This is a genomic window from Legionella sp. 27cVA30, from assembly GCF_024160945.1.
Taxonomy (GTDB): domain Bacteria; phylum Pseudomonadota; class Gammaproteobacteria; order Legionellales; family Legionellaceae; genus Legionella_A; species Legionella_A septentrionalis.
In genome coordinates this window covers 825353-844702 of sequence record NZ_JAMYXK010000001.1, presented here as the reverse complement: position 1 = coordinate 844702, position 19350 = coordinate 825353, and the positions used below count along the sequence as shown (strand labels likewise).

Below are 19350 nucleotides of genomic sequence, written 5' to 3'. Positions count from 1 at the left end.
TCATGCTTATTAAGCGCCGCGTATTGCCTTCTTATGCTTCATCTTTGGTTAACATCCACCCTGTTCTGCAACGGGTTTATGCTGCCCGCGGCATTATGAATGAGGAGCATTTGGATAAACGTTTAAACGCATTGTTGCCATTCCATACTTTAACAGACATTGATAAGGCTGCGACACGTTTAGAGCAAGCTTTGCGCCAGCAGCAGCGGATATTAATTATAGGAGATTTTGATGCTGATGGCGCAACTTCAAGCGCACTAGCAGTATCCGCACTACGTTCCATGGGGGCGCAACATGTCGACTTTTTGGTTCCCAATCGTTTTGAATTTGGCTATGGTTTAACAGCTGCCATTGTTGAGGTAGCTAAAAAATGGCACCCAGACTTAATTATCACAGTAGATAATGGTATTGCCAGCATCGATGGCGTCGCAGCAGCGAATGCAGCTGGTATAAATGTGCTCATCACCGATCATCATTTGCCGGCTGAGTCGCTTCCAGAAGCATGCGCTATTGTAAATCCTAATCAGGCCGGTGATCGATTCCCCAGCAAAACCATTGCAGGAGTTGGTGTAATTTTTTATGTAATGCTAGCACTTCGGCGTCAATTGAGTAATAGCAATTGGTTTGGCTCCATGGGATTGCCTGAGCCCAATATGGCGCAATTCTTAGATTTGGTCGCCTTAGGGACTGTAGCCGATGTGGTCGCGCTTGATCAAAATAACCGGATCATGGTAAATCAAGGGCTCATGCGCATCCGGCAGGGATTATGCCGTCCTGGTATGCAAGCGTTAATTGAAATTTCTGGAAGAAAGTGCCGGCAGTTGCGTGAAAATGACTTGGGTTTTGCCATTGCTCCCCGCTTGAATGCGGCTGGCAGATTGGATGACATGTCGTTGGGAATAGAATGCCTGTTATGTGAAGATTTTGAAAAAGCTCGCATGTTGGCTTTGCATCTTGACGAATTGAATGTCGAGCGTCGGAAAATTGAAGCTGAAATGAAAGATCAAGCCCTGGCTGCTTTGGATAAATTGTCAGGACAAGTAACGGGAAATGAAAGGCAACTCCCCGTTGCTTTATGTTTGTTTGACCCAACCTGGCACCAGGGCGTTATAGGTATCTTAGCCGGCCGCTTGAAAGAACGCTACCACAGGCCGGCTATTGCTTTTGCAGCCGTTAGTGAACAAGAAATGAAAGGCTCCGCGCGCTCTATCCCCGGCTTGAATATACGCGACGTATTAGCCGCTGTGGATAAAGATTACCCGGATCTTATTATTAAATTTGGCGGCCATGCCATGGCTGCGGGTTTAAGCATAAATCCAAATAATTTTTCCAAATTTGAGCAAGCAGTACTTAAAGAAGTCAGCAAGCATATTGATTTATCCCATTGCTATGGGGAAATATTAAGCGATGGCCCATTGGAGGTGCAGGATTTAAGCCTCAAACTGGCTTGCATGTTACAAGAAGCAGGGCCGTGGGGACAGCAATTTCCAGAACCTGTGTTTGATAATGTGTTTGAAATCTTGGAACAACGTTTAGTCGGGCAGCATCATTTAAAATTAACGCTGGTGCACGAACAAGGCAATGAGCCACTGGATGCCATTGCCTTCAATGTAGATTTAAATACCTGGCCAAATCATCGTGCGCGAAAAATCCATGCGGCTTATAAGCTGGATATTAACGAATACGGGGGACGCACGAAGTTGCAATTGGTCTTGTCTTGTCTGCAAGCAGTGGAAGCCCCAGCCTTTGCCTGATAGTGCTGCGTGATTGGCTTACGAACCATACTTGCAACGATGATGGCCACTCAGGAGCTCGTGCACGGATTTATTTTGGGTTCTAATCAAAAACCTGGTTTTAAGGATATGCCATGTTAGGGAAAATAAGCCCCGCTGCCATTTTTTTTCTGAGCACCACGCCCTGTTTTGCCGGTTTCTATGCAGGGGCGAGCATGGGGCCCGAAGGAGCTAGCTTTAAACAACGCTCCCATGTCACCAGGCTTGGCACCTTTGACGTAATCGACACAAATCATTTCGCTGGAACAGGTATGTTTGCTTCAGTGTTTGGTGGATACAGCTTAATTATTAATCATTTCTATGTGGCAGGGGAGGTGAATGCTAATCTTAGCTCGGTTCAATATGATTTAATCAATAAGGAATACATTCATCAAACTGTTTCTAAAACCTATTTTAAGGTTAAAAGTAGCGAAAGCGTCAGCATACTTCCTGGATACATGCTCGCATCCAATACCGTGCTGTATGGACGTTTAGGGTATGCCAATGGGCGGATAAAAATTGTGGAAGCGGATCCTACAATACATAGCCAGGCTAAAAACCGTAATGGGTTTAGATATGGACTGGGCCTTCGGCATGCATTGACGGCAAAACTGGCATTCATGCTTGATTACAGTCAAATTAATTACACAAGTCTTAAAAGCAGCGTATTTGAACCATTTGGCATGGTCGCAAAAACCACTAAAATTTCCCCGAATACGGCCCAAGTGGGATTTGGGTTAATTTATAATTTTGATGGACCCCCCAATCCCTAGGGTACTGAGCTGCAAATTTTGTGACACTCCATAATTTACTTTTATTATTCAAACCCAAAGATGCTCCTGCCGCCGTATTGAGATGAAACGTCTTTTTCATGAGCAAGAATTTCATCCACGCTGGGGCCGCTAATAATGTGACGTTCTAGCGCGCGTGCTTGTTTATCCAGCCGCTTAATGGCATCTAATTTTTCGCTTTGATCAAGCTTTGCTGTTTCAAGCGCTGCCTTTAAGACGCGGATGGTTTCATCATAGACTTTGGTAGGCACCGGGAAAGGGTGGCGGTCTTTGCCCCCATGGGCTATCGAAAAGCGAGCAGGATCGGAAAATCTGTATGGGGCACCATGCATGATTTCAGCCACCATGGCTAGGGCGAGAACAGTCCTCGCACCTACTTTAGGCGTTAAAAGCAATTCTGAGAAATCTTGCGGGCCACGATCAATAGCAGCGGCGATGTTGCCATGCAAACGCCGCAAGGAAATATCCTCAGCTCTGACCTCATGATGCTTTGGCATAGCAAGGCAAGGGAAGGAGAGCTGTTCTGTTGTTACGGTTATTGGCTTGGAGTGAGGTTGTCCACCTTGCGCTATTTCTGCAAGAATGCGTTCAGGAGAAAAGGTTTTCAACAGCTCAATTTGCGCGGTTCTTGACAGTTGGGCGCGTTGATCCGTAAGGTTGATAATATTGCCTTGATGATGTCCTTCGATGGCAGCATGTGGTGCATCAACGAAACTTTGCAGCCCCTCGGATAACCAATGATATCGCCGTGCTTGTTGGTTGGCAGCATTCATGCCTTGCTGGATGACGGTCCATTTTCCCTCATCGGTAACAATAAAGCCGTGCAAGTAAAGAGCAAATCCGTCCTGCACAGCCGCGCTATCAACTTTAGCCACAAGGCGACTGTATTGTGCAAGTTGCGCGCCGTCAAAGCCAGTTTTGCATCCTATTGCGACGAGTTCCTGCGGGGTTTGGCGCGAATATTTCCCTCTGCCCCCACACACGTGAATGCCAAGTTCTCGCGATAGCGGGGTCAAGCCGCGTTTAAGGGCGCCGATAACACTGGTGGTGATGCCCGATGAATGCCAGTCCATACCCATTACTGCACCGAAGGATTGAAACCAAAAAGGGTTGGCTAAACGCCGAAGAAATTCGTCGCGTCCGTAATGATAGATTATGGCTCGGCTTATGATCGTCCCCAATTTGGTCATGCGTTCGGCAAGCCATGAAGGCACTCGGCCATAATGCAAGGGTAAATTAGCCAAACCTGTTTTTTGAGCCATGATAATTTAAGACCATTGAGGTAAAGGAATTATAGTTGGCCGCGACTTTAATGACAAATTTTATACATAGTATGAAATTTATGCCTGGAGTGCCCGAAAATCAGACGGCTTCTTTGTGAAGCAGTCCGGCTTGTTGTGGGCTAGCTATTCTTATCATTCACTTGTGTTAAACTGGTTTTTTCTTCCCAAACAAACAACTTAATATTGGACATAACTCCAAGTACAAAAGCGAAAGGTAAACTTATACGTGCACTGGGCTTGGGTGCAGTGGTTATTTACGGAGTGGGGGATATCCTTGGCGCTGGCATTTATGCTTTGGTAGGAAAAGTTGCCGGGCATGCCGGGGCACTAACTTGGCTTTCTTTTGCTGTAGCGATGGCTATTGTCCTATTCACCGCCCTGAGTTATGGTGAACTCGTCAGTCGTTTTCCGAGAAGCGGCGGGGTTTCCGTTTATGTGCAGGAAGCTTTTGCGCATAAGTGGTTGTCCCTGTTGGTCGGGTTATTGTTGTTTACTGCAACCATTTTATCCATGTCCACCTTATCGCAGGCATTCGTGGGATATGTTCGGGCAATTGGCTTTTCAATCCCTGTTTGGCTTGGGATTTTTATTTTTTTAACTATTTTATTTCTTATTAATATCCGCGGCATTCAGCAATCTTCTATAGCGAACATTATCAGCACCTTCATTGAAATCAGTGGCTTACTTATTGTGTTAATTTGCGGGTTTTGGTATCTGACTTCCCAACCGGATAAGCGTGTAGTCGTTGACAGCTTCCCTTCAATAAAAGAATTGCTGCAGGGGGCTGCTTTAGCTTTCTTTGCATTCACAGGCTTTGAAGACTTGGCAAATATCGCAGAAGAAGTAAAGGATCCTAAGAAAAATTTGCCGCGTGCCATGCTTTATTCACTTGGAAGCGCGGGCATTTTATATTTGGGAGTAAGCTTCGTGGCTACTGCAATTGTTCCTGGCGCTGAGCTGAGCCAGTCCGATTCGCCCTTGGTGGATGTAGTCAGCAAATCCTATCCTGCCATGCCTGTTTTCATATTTTCAGTGATCGCTATTTTTGCGGTTACCAATACGACGTTATTAAATTACATCACGGCTTCACGGCTACTCTACGGGATGGCCGAAGCCCGTTTGTTGCCTGCATTTTTGCAAACGGTGCACCCGCGTTATCATACTCCGTACGTTGCCATTTTATTCATTTTTCCCATTGTATTCGGCTTGGGATTAACCGGCACACTGAAAGGATTAGCCGGTTCTACCAGTGCCATTGTCCTCACGGTTTTTTCTTTCAGCAGCGCGGCGTTAATAAAAACCAAGTTCAAGGAGAAAAAACAACAACACCGGACTCCTGTTTTCCGTGTACCTTTTTTTATTCCTTGTTTGGCAATTGCATTAAATGCAGCAGCAATCTGTTTTTTGCCCTGGGATAGTATTGTCATGGCGGCGATTTTATTAGCAGTTTGGCTTTTTTTGGTGGGTATGTTCCACTGGGTATATTCCAAATTCTAATGCTTAATCTACTTTTTGTTTTTATAGGCGTTTTTGCTGAATTGAAGAAAGCTTTAACTTTTAAGACGTTAACTTGCAACAATGAGCACTGCTAAAATAAAAGGAAAGTAAAAAGGCAGAGAGTCCTTATTGATAATCGGATAAGTAAAACATCAAAAGATATCTGTACATAAGAATAGAAAACCTTTGCTGTGGAGCTGTTTGCACGACTTGAATTTTGCTATTTTGCCCATATTACTTACACCAGAGTATATGATTGATGAGTACGGATAATTATGAACAAACCACTTGAGCCTGCTAACTTCCAAAGAAATCCCAGATTAAACGCCATCATGCAAATTATAAGCCGGGTTATTTTTACAGGCCGTTGGCTGCAGGCGCCTTTATACATAGGTTTATTGTTTATTTTGGCCGCTTATGTCTACCGTTTCCTGATGGAGCTTTGGCACCTCATGCAACATGTTAATTCTTCGGATAATACGCAGATCATGTTGGGAGTTTTAGATTTAATTGATGTGGTTATGATTGCCAACTTGCTTATTATGGTGATTTTGGGCGGTTATGAAACGTTCGTTTCCCGCTTAAATTTGGAAGCACACCCAGATCAACCTGAATGGTTGGATCATTTGGATGCAGGGGCCATGAAAATAAAATTAGCATTGGCTTTAATTGGAATCTCATCCATTCATCTTTTGCGCACGTTTATCGATCCGAGTAAACAAAGCACGGAAGCCGTTTTGTGGCAAGTAATCATTCATCTAACCTTACTGGTTTCTGCGTTAACCATTGCCTTTACCAACAGGTTGCTGTTTAAACCGGAAAATCACTAGAGACGCTTTGGTGGAGGTGAGGGCTTGCTTAAGGTTCATCTCCACCGGTTAAATATTTATAACGCAATTCTACTATGCAAGGGATTAATGCCGTTTTTCTTAATTGCTCATGTTATTAAAAGCGGATAGCTAATTGGGTATGGATTGCTCTTCATCAAAAAAATACACTTGACCCGTTTTAATATCATGTAAGCCTGCAATAATACCTACTTGCTTGTTTTTAACCAGTTCTTTAAGTATTAAACTTTTTTCTTGCATATCTCGGACTACTTGCAGGGCATTGGCTTTAGCTATTTCATCGATCAGCTTTGTATCATCACAATTGTTTAACCCAGTCACTTCCATAACTGGCTTAACAGTAGGTGCAATTTTATTCAAAACATCGGTTAAGTGCCCCATTTTGACCTGCTGACAAGCTCCTGCTACCGCCCCACAAGAAGTATGCCCCAGAACGACAATAAGACGTGCGCCTACTACCTTGGTGGCAAATTCAACACTTCCTAAAATATCATTATTAAGCACATTCCCGGCAACCCTTAGGGTAAATAAATCAGCCAATCCTTGGTCAAAAAACAATTCGGGCACACTGCGCGAATCCATACAATTAAGAACCACGGCAAAAGGATATTGTCCATAAGCTGCCTGCTTTGCCTGCGCATGATAATCACGAACTATGGTTGTATTCGTTAAAAAACGTTGATTTCCCTCTTTTAGTCGCTGCAAGGCTTGCTTGGGCGTCATTTGTTGTTGTTTGGCTTGAGTTAGAGTTTTGCCAAGAATAGGAATATCTTTGGAAGGAGTATCGGAAAAACTATTGGAAAACCAAATGAACCAGCTGAAAAATATAACTAGTTTGCAGAGTGAGGATTGCATAGTTTCTCCATTTTTTGTAAAGATTCATCTTGCATGAATTACCTTTAAAAGATTCTAGTATGCCCAGGAAATATTGCAAAAAATAAGGATTTAAAAATATTATTTGCAAATCAGAGCCATAATCATCCATAACTGCTGATAGTGAATTAAGAGATTATGCTGTTGGTCAGATTAGAAAGTAAGCCGGCACAGTAACTATCCTGGCTTGAAATACAGCGGATCAATGCAGAAATTTAAAGGGCGCATAGGCCGGAGTGCCTGCTCATACATTGCTTTGCAAGGTATGCTTTTGCTAAAGTATTAACGTAGATGAAACTAATACGAATAAAGCCATAAAATTATAATCATCCAGAAGTTAAAACATCATGGCCATACAGCAGCACCGCGGTAATATTTACGCTATTTTATCCGGATTTTTATATGGGTTTCTCGGTTATTTTGGCTTAAGCGTCATGCAGGCAGGAATTTCTGCCAGCACCATGTTATTTTGGCGATTTTTAATTTCAAGCGTGGTTATTTTTTTAATTTTATTGCCTTCTTTAAAACGCATTCAAGACTCATGGCGCGACATTGGGTTTGCTTTTCTAAACGGTGCTGCTTTTTATAGCTTTTCCACGGTTCTTTATTTTTGGTCTTGCACGTACATTGGCTCTGGTTTGGCCATGGTCATATTTTTTACCTATCCTGGCATAGTAATTTTATGTAATTTTTTTGCTTACGGACAGAAAATTTCGCCAGCTTATTATGTAGCAATGTTTTTGATTTTTATGGGTATGTTGCTATTTGTCGACCTTCATGAAATGAAACTTGATTTTATCGGTATCATTCTTGCCGTTATTTCGGCGGCTTTTTATGCCTTTTATATTTTTTTCAGTAAAAAAAATATAATTTCTGCAAATTTATCCGCATTGATGGTTTCCCTAGGGTGTATGCTAAGCTGCTTGTTTCTAAGCTTACTCAATCAGAGTTTCTCCATACCGGTTGCAGGCGATGTTTGGCTGAATCTTTTGGGCATTGGCATATTATCCACGGCGTTTCCCATTTTATTATTATTGTACAGTTTAAGGTATGTCAGTTCAGAAAAAGCGTCCATTCTATCGGTCCTTGAACCGGTTTTTGTCGTGCTTTGCGGTGTGGTTTTATTGGGGGAAACGTTAAAGCCTGCCCACATCCTGGGCGTGGTTATTGTGCTTGGTGGGGCTTTACTTACTCTTTTTAGTGATAAATTACGCTTATCTTTCCTAAATTCACGCAAGTTAGTCTAGTATACCGCAGGACAACCCGTTGGTAGTAATTGCTCACATTGTGTATAAATATGATATTATTGAAGTTTATATTATTGCTTAAGAAAAAATTATGCGGGGACTTGGGAACCATATCTCTATTCTTTTCAGCTACATGAACAAGCAAACGCTTGAATCCAGCAAGCAGATTAATTTGTTTGCCATCGTGATGCTGATAAATTTTCCTGTATTTGGTTTGGTATGGAGAGTAGAGGCTATCCTCCTGAAAGAAGAATATATCCTCAGGGTAACTGCCACTTGCTTATGCGCTTTGCTTTTTTCTACCCGTTTTTGGCCGTCTTCCTTACTAAAATGTTTACCTCTGCTGTGGTATGTCACTTTATTATTTTGTTTGCCGTTCTTTTTCTCTTATTTAACCTTGTTACACAATTGCTCAACCATCTGGCTTATGAATTGTGTGTCTGCAATCTTTTTGCTCTTATTAGTTACCCGCGTCATGGATGCTCTTATCCTGATGTTCCTAGGTTTTGGCCTGGCTTTTACGAGTTATTTTTTAGGGGAGCACACGTTATCTTATATTCCAGGGGAAATATCTTTATTCAGTTTAAGCATGACCTTCGCTGCAGCCGTGATTATCGGCGCTCTTTTCGCCAGAGACAGGGAAATTAGCCATGCCGACAAGATTTCAGGGATGCGGCTTTTAGCTGGAAGTCTGGCGCATGATTTACGTACTTCCTTAGCCAGTATTCATTTGCAGGCTGAGTTGCAGGATATGATCATTAATAAATTAAAAAACCCTGCTATTCAAAAAGATCTTAAGCGAAGTTTGAGTAAAATAAATCGCGGAATTGAATTGGGAAATCAATTGATCAGCATGCAACTTAATAACATTCAACATGAAAAATTTGATACGACGCGTTTCACCATTCAACCCATCAGCAATCTAATGGTTAGAACTTTGCAAGAATACCCTTTCAGAAAAGAGCAAAGAAAATTGCTGCGAGTCGATTTACAAAGTGATTTTCTCGTCTGGATAGAAGAAGTTGCATTTAAAAATCTTATCTGGAATTTATTAAAAAATAGTATGGATTATATCGATGAAACCGGAAAAGGCGACGTTGAGATTTGGCTGACTCAAGGAGATAAAAACGATGATTTCAATTACTTAAACTTTAAAGATACTGCAAAAGGTATCTATCCTAAGCAAGCTGCAAAAATATTTGACTCATTTTATTCCGATCGTAAGGGTGGGACTGGAGTTGGTTTAGCCTATTGCAAATTACTGATGAAAGCCGCAGGCGGCGATATTTATTGTCAGGGAAAATCCAATGAATTTGCACATTTTACTTTAAAGTTCCCGAAGATTGATTAAGTCTGGTTATTTTAAACGTAATTTGTGTTGCCAGGCAGAAATATGACTCATAAGCAACCGAATGTACGACCTTCTCCTGGAGCCTGAGCTTCTACAACTGTTGCGCCAATTCGGCTTATTGCCCCGATCACAGTCATAAGCGGGGACAACAAGGTTATTACAGCACAAGCTAGTGTAAGTGCCATATGGGGCGGTGCTTTTTTTAGGGAATTTAATGCCGACTCATAGCATTGTTCTGCTGCCCAGGATTGCTCAACAAGGGATAAATACCCGGATGCGATAAAACCTACAGCTGCCTTTGCCAAATAAAAAAGGGCGCCTATGCCGTTTATTAGGGCAGTTACGGCAAAAAAAGCTGGGTAAGTCACAGGGGAAATGAGCGTAAAGGCAACATCAAACACACCACGATAAGGTCGCCAGAAGGTATACTTCAATCCTTTGTCAACGATGGGGACTATAGAGTGGATGGAGTTGGTCATTTAGAAACCTCTTATATTTGCGCAAATATTATCACATATCGTTTATTTATGTTCAATATGTAAATAATGCGTATATATTTATAATTAACAGAGCATATTTGATAATTCCTGCCACATGTTTAATTGATGCGAATATATGAAATTGAAGCTTTTTTTAACTTTTTCTGCATCAGCAATCCAAATTTCTTTTAATATTTCGGTTGTCACATCAAAATGATTTACCCTTTCATGGACTTTGAAAAAAGTCAGAGCATCGTTAGGAATGGCCAGGGATTGAGCTAATGCAGTTAAATATGGGTAATCTGTATTATCAAGTTTTTCATAGGCGGCAAAAGTTGCAAACTGCTCTTGCAGGCTATGTTCCGTAAGCCACTGTAGATGAGTCTGGTTGAATTTTCTTGCAAAAGGCAGGTAGTTAGATTCATATGCTATTTCATGCTGTACATCAACGCCGCAAACCTCAGCAAATCGCACGTATAATTTTTCATGGGAAATTCTGTTGTCTATGCCCAATTCTTCCTGAATATTTTCAAAAATGATTTTTTTAATTCTCAGGTCATCGGCAAAATTGGCTACATACCACATAAAATTCACAAAATGTCCGCGTATATGATAAAACACAGCTGCAAAAGCTTTTTTTTGAGAATCCTCCCAAGTTGCAGTGTGTGTTATATCAAACAATGGTAATTTAACCAGCTGCTGACGGTACTGAGAATCGGTTTCTTCTAAGAAGTTATAAAATTCAGATGACACGGTAAATATCACTCCAAATATAAAATTGGCTTTATGGGTAATTAAAGTTCAAAAAGTAGTTATTTTACCATATATTTTTTATATAATCATAATCTTTAACGAATAAATGTTAAGTCGTGTTCATTTCAACTTGCACCTTGATGTCCGATGGGAAAATAGAATGTATCAAAAATTGAAATTGGGTTTAATGCTGGGGTTATTGTTTCAAGTGTTTGCCGTATGCGCCGCAAGCCACCATCCTCAGGATTTTTTGAAAGAAGTGGCTGGAGCTAAAGACGAAGGGGAGCAAATAGTGCAGCATTACTGTGCGAATTGTCATGCAAAAAAGCCACTGATTTCCCTGGGAGCCCCGCGTATGGGCCATGTTCATGACTGGCAACCGCGTATAAAGCAAGGAATTGCCTCCTTGTTAAATCATACTAATGAAGGCATTAATGCCATGCCGCCGCGTGGGGGATGTTTTGAATGCAGCGACGAACAACTCCTTTTAGCCGTCTTGGCCATGCTTCCACCGGAAGATGCCAAGTTACTGATTAAAGACAAAAAGATTATAAAAAAAACAGATAGTTAAAAAAATTATTAAAAAATGCTAAATAAATTGTCAGTCTGCCCGATAAAATAGAAAAATAGGGAGGATTGACACATGAAAAATAAATTAATAATTTTGCCTTTCTGTTTAGGAACTGTAGCTTGTGCTCCTATTGATCCATCCACCGTTGTAGTTGACGACGCGGGTAATGCGCATCACACAATGCATTACAGCATGGATAGCCGCGGCAGCAATTACTTCCCGGAAGAGCGCCAGGCTACAGGCAGAAAAGTATTTATATTCGATCCTAAGATTGCTGCTTGGGCAGTATATGATGCGCAAGGCAAACGGGTTAGAACAGGTAGCGCATCAGGAGGGAAGGATTTCTGCGAGGATGTAGGCCGGCCTTGTCGTACAGTGACTGGTACGTTTAAAGTTTATTCGAAAAAAGGGGAAGAATGCACTTCGAGTATCTATCCTATTGAAACGAATGGTGGAGCTAAAATGCCCTATTGCATGCACTTTAATGGCGGTTATTCCATCCATGGTGCCTATGAAGTGCCCACTTACAATGCTAGCCACGGATGCATTCGGGTTTTACCAAGTGCTGCCAAATGGTTAAATGAGAATTTTATGGATATCGGGACTACGGTTATTGTGAAGCCTTATCACTAATAAATACAAAAATAAAAAGCCAACTTAAGTTGGCTTTTTATTTGCTACTAAGCTTGATTAATTGGTGGAATTTTTATTTGGATTATTGAAAAGCGGTTTATGCTCCTTCAATTCCATGGATATGCGCTCAACGCCCTCCATACCAGTAATATTATTATGTGTCGCCCATTTCAAAAGTTCTTCGGTTGTTTTAATAGCCACGACAGCACCTTTTTCTTCATGAATCCGGCTTAATGCAGGAATGGCTTCCTGGCCTAAATTAGCCGAATTTTTATCAATATCGTACAAAGATAAAATTTCAGGGAATCGAGGCGCTGTACGGCCAAAAAAACCATGGGCATGAGAGGATGCATGATTGATTTGATAAGCTTTGACCATCGTCCTGATTCTTGCGATTTGTTGAGCTAATTCAGGATCTTGTTCCAAGTTTAAATGAGGATCATGATTTAAAGAGTGCAAATATTCACGGCCCAGCGCATACATGTCTGCATTTTTCCCACTTTTTTGTGCTTTCAACATCTTTGCTAAAACGACATTAGCCGAGAAGATAGTTTCAGATGGAGAGACATCTTCTGCGGCGACAATGGCTACACCGCCCCCAATTTTTTTACCTTGGGATGCAGTTACAAATTTTGCGGCTTCCCGATCAAGTACTGCCGTATTGGTGGATTTGTAAATTGGCTGGTCCCAGTCCGAAATTGTTCCCTCAACGTAGCCCGTGTTAAGGACAGGGATGGTTCGTGCATACACTTTAAATCTTGGCTCATCATCTCCCTGAGTGGGCATGTGCATGGGTGCCATTAAATTTAAAAAATTAGTAAAAAGCAGCCGGACATCTTTTTCAATATCAGGATGATTGGGTGCATTTAAAATCGTTTTGGCTTGTTGTTGCAATTGCTCTTTTTGCTCTTTCAGCGCACCAGTAAAATCCATGTGTGCAAAAGCTTTTCCCAGAAAAGCTTTACCTTCTGCAATTTCTTTAATTAAATCTGTACCGATTTCTTTCCAAAATGGGTTGATGACTTTGGGGTTCTGTTCCCCTCCAAAATTATAAAATAACTTGCTATAGCGTTCGTCTTTACATAAATTTTCAGCCGTCGTCCAACGTCCACTTTCTGGAAAATCATCGAAACTTTGACCGTTGTTTGCCCACATAAATGCATCAACATAATCCTGAACGGTCATGGTATGGTCGTTAGCCCATGCATTTAATTCCCTGGATACAAAAGGGTCAATTTCCAAAGGATCCGCTGCAATCTTTGTGATGTGTTCTTCGGCTATATAGATGTGATTGGCAATAGAATGGTGAATAATTTGTAAAAATAACTGGTTTTCCATTTCGACTGTTTTAGCACCATATCGCCCAACTGCTTTTTTATCATGTTCTGTAAAGAATAAATTTCCAGAGGCGGTGATGCTGAACTCATAATCAGACGCTTCTTTTTTAAAGAATGCCTCATACATTTTTTTATCTGAAACAATGTGGTTCTGTAGGGCAATGTCGGCATCTTTATAATTTATTTTTTGATAGATACTTTTGTTTTTTCGGGCAATTTCTTTTTCAATATCAATTAAATCAGTATAAAAAGTCCTTAAGTGTCCGGATAAAGCCTGAGCTTTGAACTTAAATTCATCATGGTTTTCCAAATCTTTAATATGCGTTTCCAAAAGCTCATTTCTTTGGCTTTGCAGCTGGTGGATTTGTGTATTGAGAGCATTTATATTGTCATGACAGTAACGTTGAATCCTCGCATCATGATGGCTTTGTGCATACACTTTCAGTAAGTGTTGCATCATTCCATAGCATTCGCTCAATTCAGCTGCACATTTTTGGTAGGCTTCCTGTACTTCTGTAGTTAAAACTTGGACTTCCTGACTCAGTGGGTGAGTTAACAAGCGGTTGATTTTTTCAGATAATTTTTGCTGATTTTCATAATAGACATCATTGGTTTCCATAAATTTATGCAGCTCTTCCGCATGTTTTTTATAGCCAATGCTCATTTGCTGCAAGAAGAGTTGTAATTCTTTTTGTAGCCGATTTTGACCACTGTTTCCTTCAAAGGGCTGACCTTCTTTATCATCGCTCATTCTATGAATAGTAAAAATGCCGGAATTTGGCGTACCATAAGTGATTTCCCCATAATAACGCTTATCTTCGGGGCGCATTTTTTCCATAACCTTAACGCTGCTATGGTCAGTGGCATCTGCGGCTAATCTGGCAAGATTAGCTACATCATGCACCATATTAATGCCGGTATAATTGGGATCTTGAGCCTGAGCTTTGATTTCTTCAGCCAATTTGTAAAATTTTGTGTAAGCCAATTCTTTATTTAAACTGGTTGTGTCCATTCGTGTGCGCTCATGTTGCGTTTTGCAGTATTTTTCCAGATAGTCAATCAGGCAAAGTGGATCCACATGAGTACGGATATCAATAACACCTTCGGTAGTCGTCATCGTGCCCGGTGCGACATCTTTGTGGGAAGAGCCGCCAGCTCCGTAGGTTTTGATATGAATGGGACGGGGTCTGCCACGTTCATGAAATATCCCATTATCAATTAAGGAATTCATGATGATATCGCTTTCGTGTAGAACCAAATCACCGTTTAAACCCATGTTTAACTGCTGATGTACAATGCCCTTGATACTGGTGATTTCCTCATTTGCGTTTTTTGTTACCAGACCAAAACAAATCCCATGATTGTCAAATGCTTTAATTTTGGCATTACCTTGAGAAAAGAGCTTGTTTGCTACGCGATTTTCCTCTGCATTTTTAGAAAGATTGTCTACCAATTCTTGCATGGGACCGTCCTGGTTCCCACCGGACACATAATTCCAGTCATGGCCAGAAATTTGCTGGATATTGGATTCAAGTAAGACGCTGCTGTTAGCTCCTTTTTCCAGGCGAAAGACCACTAATGCCGCTTCACCAGGATTTAAATTTTCAATGTATCTTTTAAGAAGAGGGCGCGTTTCTTCATCCATGACTCCGCCAATATATTCAATGGGTTTGACTGTATCTTTTTGAAGAGATTCCTGCAGGTTTTCTTCACGGGGCATGGCTCAACTCATAAAGGCTGATTTGTAATAAGTATAGACAAATTTTATCTTTACTGTTTTTTATTTGCGCTAAAAAGCGATGAAATTTTTTAGTGTTTTACGCTGGTTTTTTGAGAAATTAATTGTTCAAAAAATAAAATAATTCATCATATTGTCTGTTTTTATATCTTATTTTGCAGTATGATCCCTTTCCAGCCTAGGCAGAGAGGTCAATATGCACTTAGCATTAAATAAATTAAGCATTGAAGAAATTATTACAACAATTCAATTGATACCCGCACAGGATGATGTACTGGATTTGAGCAGTAATGATTTGGTGACGAGACTTTCGGGAACAGAACTCAATCATACGCTGGTCAACTCCGGGGAGCAGATTAGAAAAGTTTATCTTGCCGATAATGAATTGGGTTATATGGACAATCCGGAGCTCATCACAGGATTAAAAGGGCTTAAGCCCTTGGTTCAAGAGCTTAGCTTAAACAATAATAAATTTTACCAAAAAACATCAGAAGAAATGCAAGAAGTTATGGCTGCGTTGCCGGAAGGTATTCAGCACATCGATTTAATGGATAACAAATTTGAAACGAAAGATACCCTGGAATTGGAGACAATCTTGCTTGCTGCCCCAAATTCAGTTCATACAATCCGCATTTCATTTACTAAAACAATTGATTTAATTGCGCTAAGGAATCAGCACAAAGAATGTGAGTTGGTTAAACACAGCATGTTTAATGCAAAACAGGAATCACAAGCAGCTGAAGCAGAAGAAGATAAAGCCAATGCTTATCAGTTTATCTGAAAGCGGCTTTATCAGTTGCTTTTAGATAAATAAGTTTTCAGTAAATCACTTACCTGTGCAGGATCGGCTTTGCCTTTCGTTTCTCGCATAACTAAGCCTACAAAAAAGCCTAATAATTTTTCCTTTCCTGCCCGGTAATCGCAAGCTTGCAGAGGATGATTGTCAACGATCGTTTCAATTAATTCGGCAAGCGCTGCTTGATTGGTATTCATGCCTTGGTTTTCCAAAGCAATGATTGCTTCGACGTCTTTAGCACCTGAGATTAGTTTTGAGAAAACGTTTTTTGCAATTTGGGCTGATAACAGGCCTTGCTGCAATTTATCCAGCAATAAGGCAAGTTGGGCGGCCGGTACTGGGGGATTGTCGAAAGTCAATCCAGCATCATTCAAGGCGGCTGAATAGGGGCCTTTTAACCAGTTCACAATGGATTTTATGGGGGATTTACTTTGATTTTTGACTTCAGAAAAAAAATTATAGAGTGCGGGGGAGGATAATAAAAACTCAATGTCGCTGTCGGACAATTGTTGCTCCTGCTGCATTTGCAAACGAATCTCGTGCGGCAAGGGCGGCATGTTTTTTCTGACTGTGGTCAAATCATCCTCAGTGATTTGAATGGGCAGTAAATCCGGATCTGGAAAATAACGATAATCATGCTCGCTTTCTTTTTCCCGCATTGGCTGGGTAGTATCGGTAGTAGGAGAATATAACCTGGTTTCCTGCTTTATGCACTGTCCCGTCTCCAGCAAATCCTGATGTCTCCATTGTTCATAGCGAATTGCTTTCTCAATAAATCGAAATGAATTGAGATTTTTTAATTCCGTTCTTGTCCCCAGGTTTTTTTCACCGCTCGGGCGTAATGAAATATTTACGTCACAGCGAAAAGAACCTTCCTGCATATTGCCATCGCATATTCCCAGGAAACGCACGAGTTGATGCAACGTTTTTAAATAAGCGACTGCTTCCTCAGCCGAAAAAAGACAGGGAGCCGTGACAATTTCCAATAGCGGTGTACCGGCGCGATTTAAGTCAATCCCGGTATAATGCGGGTGAATGTCATGTAAGGATTTTCCAGCATCTTCTTCCAAATGGGCACGCACAATGTGGACGTATTTAGCTAAGCCGGTGGGCGTTTTAATCCCCAGCTGGCCGTTACTGATGATAGGGCGTTGAAATTGGCTGATTTGATATCCTTTAGGCAAATCCGGATAAAAATAATTTTTGCGTTCAAAATAGGATGAATCATTAATTTCCGCTGCAATAGCCAGTCCAAACTTAATGGCCATGCGCACTGCTTCTTCATTCAATACAGGCAAGACGCCAGGCAGGCCGGCATCGATGAAACTAGCTTGTGAGTTGGGCGCAGCGCCATATTTTACCGAAGCATTGGAAAATAATTTTGACTTTGTTTTTAACTGGACATGTACTTCTAATCCTATGACGGTTTCCCAATTCATAAACTGTCCTCATCCGTAGTCGGCCTTGCCCGGTGCCAAGTGGTGCATTGCTGATAGTTATGGGCTAAATGCAATAATCGGGCTTCACTAAAATGAGGGCCGATAATTTGCATGCCGATGGGTAATCCTTGGCTGAATCCAACTGGGATGGAGAGCGCGGGAAGCCCTGCAAGATTTGCGGCAACTGTGAAGACATCCGCTAAATAACGCTGAGTGGGATCGCTTATTTTTTCACCGAGTTTAAATGCAGCAGTAGGTGTTGTCGGGCCAATAATAACATCTACGTGTTCCAGGGTTTGCAGTAATTCATCTTGAATCATGCGCCGTACTTTTTGTGCTTGCAAATAATAGGCATCAAAATATCCTGAAGAGAGCACGTAGGTTCCAGTCAGAATACGCCGTTTTACTTCAAGGCCAAAGCCCTCGTCGCGCGAACGTGTAATCAGCTCAAAGAGAGTTTCTACTTGGGTAGCTTGATGGCCAAACCGTATGCCATCATATCGGGATAGATTGGAAGATGCTTCGGCACAAGCAATGACGTAATAACAGGGCACCCATAAGGATTGCAAATGCAGGTCAAGTTCAATCACCTCGTGCCCGGCCTCAGTGAGCAAGCTGATAGCAGTTTGCAAAGCTTGCCGAACTTCTGCATCTACCTGGGACTGAAAAAAACAGGCAGGTAAGCCAATTTTTAATGGTTTAAGCGGTGTGTCGAGAAGATTAAGATAATTCGGAATGGCTTGCTTGACTGAAGTTGAATCTTGTTCATCAAAGCCTGCCATGACTTGTAAAATCAAGGCGATATCGCTGACGCTATAAGCCATGGGCCCAGCCTGATCAAGACTTGAGGCAAAAGCAACCATACCGAAACGTGAAACAAGCCCATACGTGGGTTTTAACCCTGAGATACCACAAAAAGCGGCTGGTTGTCTGATTGAGCCGCCTGTGTCAGAACCGGTGGCATACGGTACTAAACCCGCTGCAACAGCTGCTGCCGATCCGCCAGAAGATCCTCCTGCAACGCAGGTTTTATCCCAAGGGTTTTTTACTGGTCCAAAATAACTGGTTTCACTGGTGGAGCCCATGGCAAATTCATCCATATTGGTTTTGCCCAGCAGCACTGCTCCCTGTGCTTGTATACGGTTAACCACAGTTGCATTGTATGGAGCATGGAAATTGGCAAGCATCCTAGAGCCGCAAGTCGTTGGCATGATTTGCGTACAAAAAATATCTTTATGCGCCATGGGGATGCCTGTTAATGCATGTGCTCTCCCTTGCTGAAGCAAGCGATCGGCTGCTGTGGCTGCTTTAAAAGCATGTTCCTCATCCAGACTGATAAAGGCGTTGAGTTCCTGCATTTTTTGCATGCGCTTTAAATAATATTCTGTTAGCTCTTTACTGGAAATGCGTCTTGTGTGTAAAGACTCGCTTAATGCACGGAGTGATGATAAAGGCATGCGTTATTTTCCTGGTTCAATGACTTTCGGCACTAGGTATAAGTTATCGGTAAATAAAGGGGCTATTTTCGCCAATTCTTGGCTTCGATCTGGCTCATTAACTTCATCTAAACGTAAACGTTGCTTTAAATTTAAAGGATGGAACAATGGGGATATACCTTCAGTATTCACCTGATGCAGTTGTTCTACAAACTTTAAGATAGCATCCACATCCTTCGCAAGTGAGGCGGCGCTTGCAGTGTTTAAGTCGATGCAAGCCAAGGCTGCAATTTTTTTTAAATCTTGAGATGAAGGCATGATGACTCCAGTGCAAGGTGCAGATACAAATAAAGAATGCAAAGATTATACCGCGCGAATAAGCCAAACGCACGACAGGAAAATTAACGTATCCTGCTGCTATTGCGGGTAAAACGCAGTAATCTTAAGTTTTTTGCAGCAATTAGGCCGGATAAACAAAAGTGCGAGGTGCTTGGGCTTTTTGTTGC

The 19350-nt window shown here is 41.6% G+C and carries 17 protein-coding genes; 9 read left to right on the top strand and 8 right to left on the bottom strand.

Going from position 1 to position 19350, the window contains the following annotated elements; translation table 11 throughout:
* Positions 1-2: 2 nt before the first annotated feature.
* Complete coding sequence (recJ, locus tag NKV53_RS03780; protein ID WP_126953538.1) at positions 3-1754, top strand: single-stranded-DNA-specific exonuclease RecJ; 1752 nt, start codon at positions 3-5, stop codon at positions 1752-1754.
* Positions 1755-1867: 113 nt separating this feature from the next.
* Positions 1868-2545 (top strand): outer membrane protein, encoded by a 678-nt coding sequence (locus tag NKV53_RS03775; RefSeq protein ID WP_127032561.1) that lies wholly within the window; start codon positions 1868-1870, stop codon positions 2543-2545.
* 44 nt (positions 2546-2589) lie between these two features.
* Here the strand turns inward: NKV53_RS03775 and NKV53_RS03770 are convergent, their stop codons facing one another.
* On the bottom strand, positions 2590-3825 hold the full coding sequence (locus NKV53_RS03770) for a DUF763 domain-containing protein (protein ID WP_253350705.1): 1236 nt from the start codon (positions 3823-3825) through the stop codon (positions 2590-2592).
* A 204-nt stretch (positions 3826-4029) separates the two neighbouring features.
* On the opposite strand from NKV53_RS03770, the gene NKV53_RS03765 reads away from it, so the two are divergent.
* Together NKV53_RS03765 and NKV53_RS03760 are read left to right on the top strand one after the other, a co-directional pair.
* Positions 4030-5343 (top strand): APC family permease, encoded by a 1314-nt coding sequence (locus NKV53_RS03765; protein WP_158616414.1) that lies wholly within the window; start codon positions 4030-4032, stop codon positions 5341-5343.
* 332 nt (positions 5344-5675) lie between these two features.
* On the top strand, positions 5676-6173 hold the full coding sequence (locus tag NKV53_RS03760) for a TIGR00645 family protein (protein WP_126953573.1): 498 nt from the start codon (positions 5676-5678) through the stop codon (positions 6171-6173).
* A gap of 129 nt (positions 6174-6302) precedes the next feature.
* Here the strand turns inward: NKV53_RS03760 and NKV53_RS03755 are convergent, their stop codons facing one another.
* Positions 6303-7046, bottom strand: a complete 744-nt coding sequence (locus NKV53_RS03755; RefSeq protein WP_126953542.1) for a carbonic anhydrase — start codon at positions 7044-7046, stop codon at positions 6303-6305.
* A gap of 365 nt (positions 7047-7411) precedes the next feature.
* On the opposite strand from NKV53_RS03755, the gene NKV53_RS03750 reads away from it, so the two are divergent.
* The gene (locus tag NKV53_RS03750; protein ID WP_126953543.1) at positions 7412-8311 is read left to right on the top strand and encodes a DMT family transporter; all 900 of its coding nucleotides are present in this window, start codon (positions 7412-7414) and stop codon (positions 8309-8311) included.
* 91 nt (positions 8312-8402) lie between these two features.
* A complete protein-coding gene (locus NKV53_RS03745) occupies positions 8403-9662 on the top strand; it encodes a HAMP domain-containing sensor histidine kinase (RefSeq protein ID WP_126953544.1) in 1260 nt (419 codons plus the stop codon).
* 47 nt (positions 9663-9709) lie between these two features.
* Here NKV53_RS03745 and NKV53_RS03740 read toward each other — a convergent pair whose 3' ends face one another.
* Together NKV53_RS03740 and NKV53_RS03735 are read right to left on the bottom strand one after the other, a co-directional pair.
* Positions 9710-10141, bottom strand: coding sequence for a hypothetical protein (locus NKV53_RS03740; protein ID WP_126953545.1), 432 nt, complete (start codon positions 10139-10141; stop codon positions 9710-9712).
* Positions 10142-10225: 84 nt separating this feature from the next.
* Positions 10226-10894, bottom strand: a complete 669-nt coding sequence (locus NKV53_RS03735; protein WP_233579642.1) for an iron-containing redox enzyme family protein — start codon at positions 10892-10894, stop codon at positions 10226-10228.
* Between the two features lie 160 nt (positions 10895-11054).
* Here NKV53_RS03735 and NKV53_RS03730 point away from each other — a divergent pair, with 160 nt between their 5' ends.
* Both NKV53_RS03730 and NKV53_RS03725 read left to right on the top strand, forming a co-directional pair.
* Positions 11055-11465: a cytochrome c5 family protein gene (locus tag NKV53_RS03730; protein WP_126953547.1), complete on the top strand. Its 411-nt coding sequence runs from the start codon at positions 11055-11057 to the stop codon at positions 11463-11465.
* 72 nt (positions 11466-11537) lie between these two features.
* A complete protein-coding gene (locus NKV53_RS03725; RefSeq protein WP_126953548.1) occupies positions 11538-12098 on the top strand; it encodes a L,D-transpeptidase in 561 nt (186 codons plus the stop codon).
* A gap of 57 nt (positions 12099-12155) precedes the next feature.
* On the opposite strand, the gene NKV53_RS03720 is transcribed toward NKV53_RS03725, so the two are convergent.
* Positions 12156-15155 (bottom strand): hypothetical protein, encoded by a 3000-nt coding sequence (locus tag NKV53_RS03720; protein WP_127111105.1) that lies wholly within the window; start codon positions 15153-15155, stop codon positions 12156-12158.
* 214 nt (positions 15156-15369) lie between these two features.
* On the opposite strand from NKV53_RS03720, the gene NKV53_RS03715 reads away from it, so the two are divergent.
* The gene (locus NKV53_RS03715) at positions 15370-15954 is read left to right on the top strand and encodes a hypothetical protein (RefSeq protein ID WP_126953550.1); all 585 of its coding nucleotides are present in this window, start codon (positions 15370-15372) and stop codon (positions 15952-15954) included.
* Positions 15955-15965: 11 nt separating this feature from the next.
* Here the strand turns inward: NKV53_RS03715 and gatB are convergent, their stop codons facing one another.
* Genes gatB through gatC form a run of 3 tightly spaced genes read right to left on the bottom strand, consistent with a single transcriptional unit; the run spans position 15966 to position 19162 of the window.
* A complete protein-coding gene (gatB, locus tag NKV53_RS03710; protein ID WP_127111106.1) occupies positions 15966-17408 on the bottom strand; it encodes an Asp-tRNA(Asn)/Glu-tRNA(Gln) amidotransferase subunit GatB in 1443 nt (480 codons plus the stop codon).
* The gene (gene gatA / locus NKV53_RS03705; RefSeq protein WP_126953552.1) at positions 17405-18865 is read right to left on the bottom strand and encodes an Asp-tRNA(Asn)/Glu-tRNA(Gln) amidotransferase subunit GatA; all 1461 of its coding nucleotides are present in this window, start codon (positions 18863-18865) and stop codon (positions 17405-17407) included. The genes gatB and gatA overlap by 4 nt, the downstream gene beginning before the upstream one ends.
* 3 nt (positions 18866-18868) lie before the next feature.
* Positions 18869-19162 (bottom strand): Asp-tRNA(Asn)/Glu-tRNA(Gln) amidotransferase subunit GatC, encoded by a 294-nt coding sequence (gene gatC, locus NKV53_RS03700; RefSeq protein ID WP_256478742.1) that lies wholly within the window; start codon positions 19160-19162, stop codon positions 18869-18871.
* Between the last annotated feature and the right edge of the window lie 188 nt (positions 19163-19350).

Excerpts from the sequence above, each read along its gene's own strand:
- gatC (WP_256478742.1), bottom strand. The coding sequence starts at position 19,162 with ATGCCTTCATCTCAAGATTTAAAAAAAATTGCAGCCTTGGCTTGCATC.
- NKV53_RS03730 (WP_126953547.1), top strand. The coding sequence starts at position 11,055 with ATGTATCAAAAATTGAAATTGGGTTTAATGCTGGGGTTATTGTTTCAA.
- NKV53_RS03720 (WP_127111105.1), bottom strand. The coding sequence starts at position 15,155 with ATGCCCCGTGAAGAAAACCTGCAGGAATCTCTTCAAAAAGATACAGTC.
- NKV53_RS03715 (WP_126953550.1), top strand. The coding sequence starts at position 15,370 with ATGCACTTAGCATTAAATAAATTAAGCATTGAAGAAATTATTACAACA.
- NKV53_RS03775 (WP_127032561.1), top strand. The coding sequence starts at position 1,868 with ATGTTAGGGAAAATAAGCCCCGCTGCCATTTTTTTTCTGAGCACCACG.
- NKV53_RS03755 (WP_126953542.1), bottom strand. The coding sequence starts at position 7,046 with ATGCAATCCTCACTCTGCAAACTAGTTATATTTTTCAGCTGGTTCATT.
- NKV53_RS03740 (WP_126953545.1), bottom strand. The coding sequence starts at position 10,141 with ATGACCAACTCCATCCACTCTATAGTCCCCATCGTTGACAAAGGATTG.
- NKV53_RS03750 (WP_126953543.1), top strand. The coding sequence starts at position 7,412 with ATGGCCATACAGCAGCACCGCGGTAATATTTACGCTATTTTATCCGGA.
- recJ (WP_126953538.1), top strand. The coding sequence starts at position 3 with ATGCTTATTAAGCGCCGCGTATTGCCTTCTTATGCTTCATCTTTGGTT.
- NKV53_RS03745 (WP_126953544.1), top strand. The coding sequence starts at position 8,403 with ATGCGGGGACTTGGGAACCATATCTCTATTCTTTTCAGCTACATGAAC.
- NKV53_RS03770 (WP_253350705.1), bottom strand. The coding sequence starts at position 3,825 with ATGGCTCAAAAAACAGGTTTGGCTAATTTACCCTTGCATTATGGCCGA.
- NKV53_RS03725 (WP_126953548.1), top strand. The coding sequence starts at position 11,538 with ATGAAAAATAAATTAATAATTTTGCCTTTCTGTTTAGGAACTGTAGCT.
- gatA (WP_126953552.1), bottom strand. The coding sequence starts at position 18,865 with ATGCCTTTATCATCACTCCGTGCATTAAGCGAGTCTTTACACACAAGA.
- NKV53_RS03760 (WP_126953573.1), top strand. The coding sequence starts at position 5,676 with ATGCAAATTATAAGCCGGGTTATTTTTACAGGCCGTTGGCTGCAGGCG.
- gatB (WP_127111106.1), bottom strand. The coding sequence starts at position 17,408 with ATGAATTGGGAAACCGTCATAGGATTAGAAGTACATGTCCAGTTAAAA.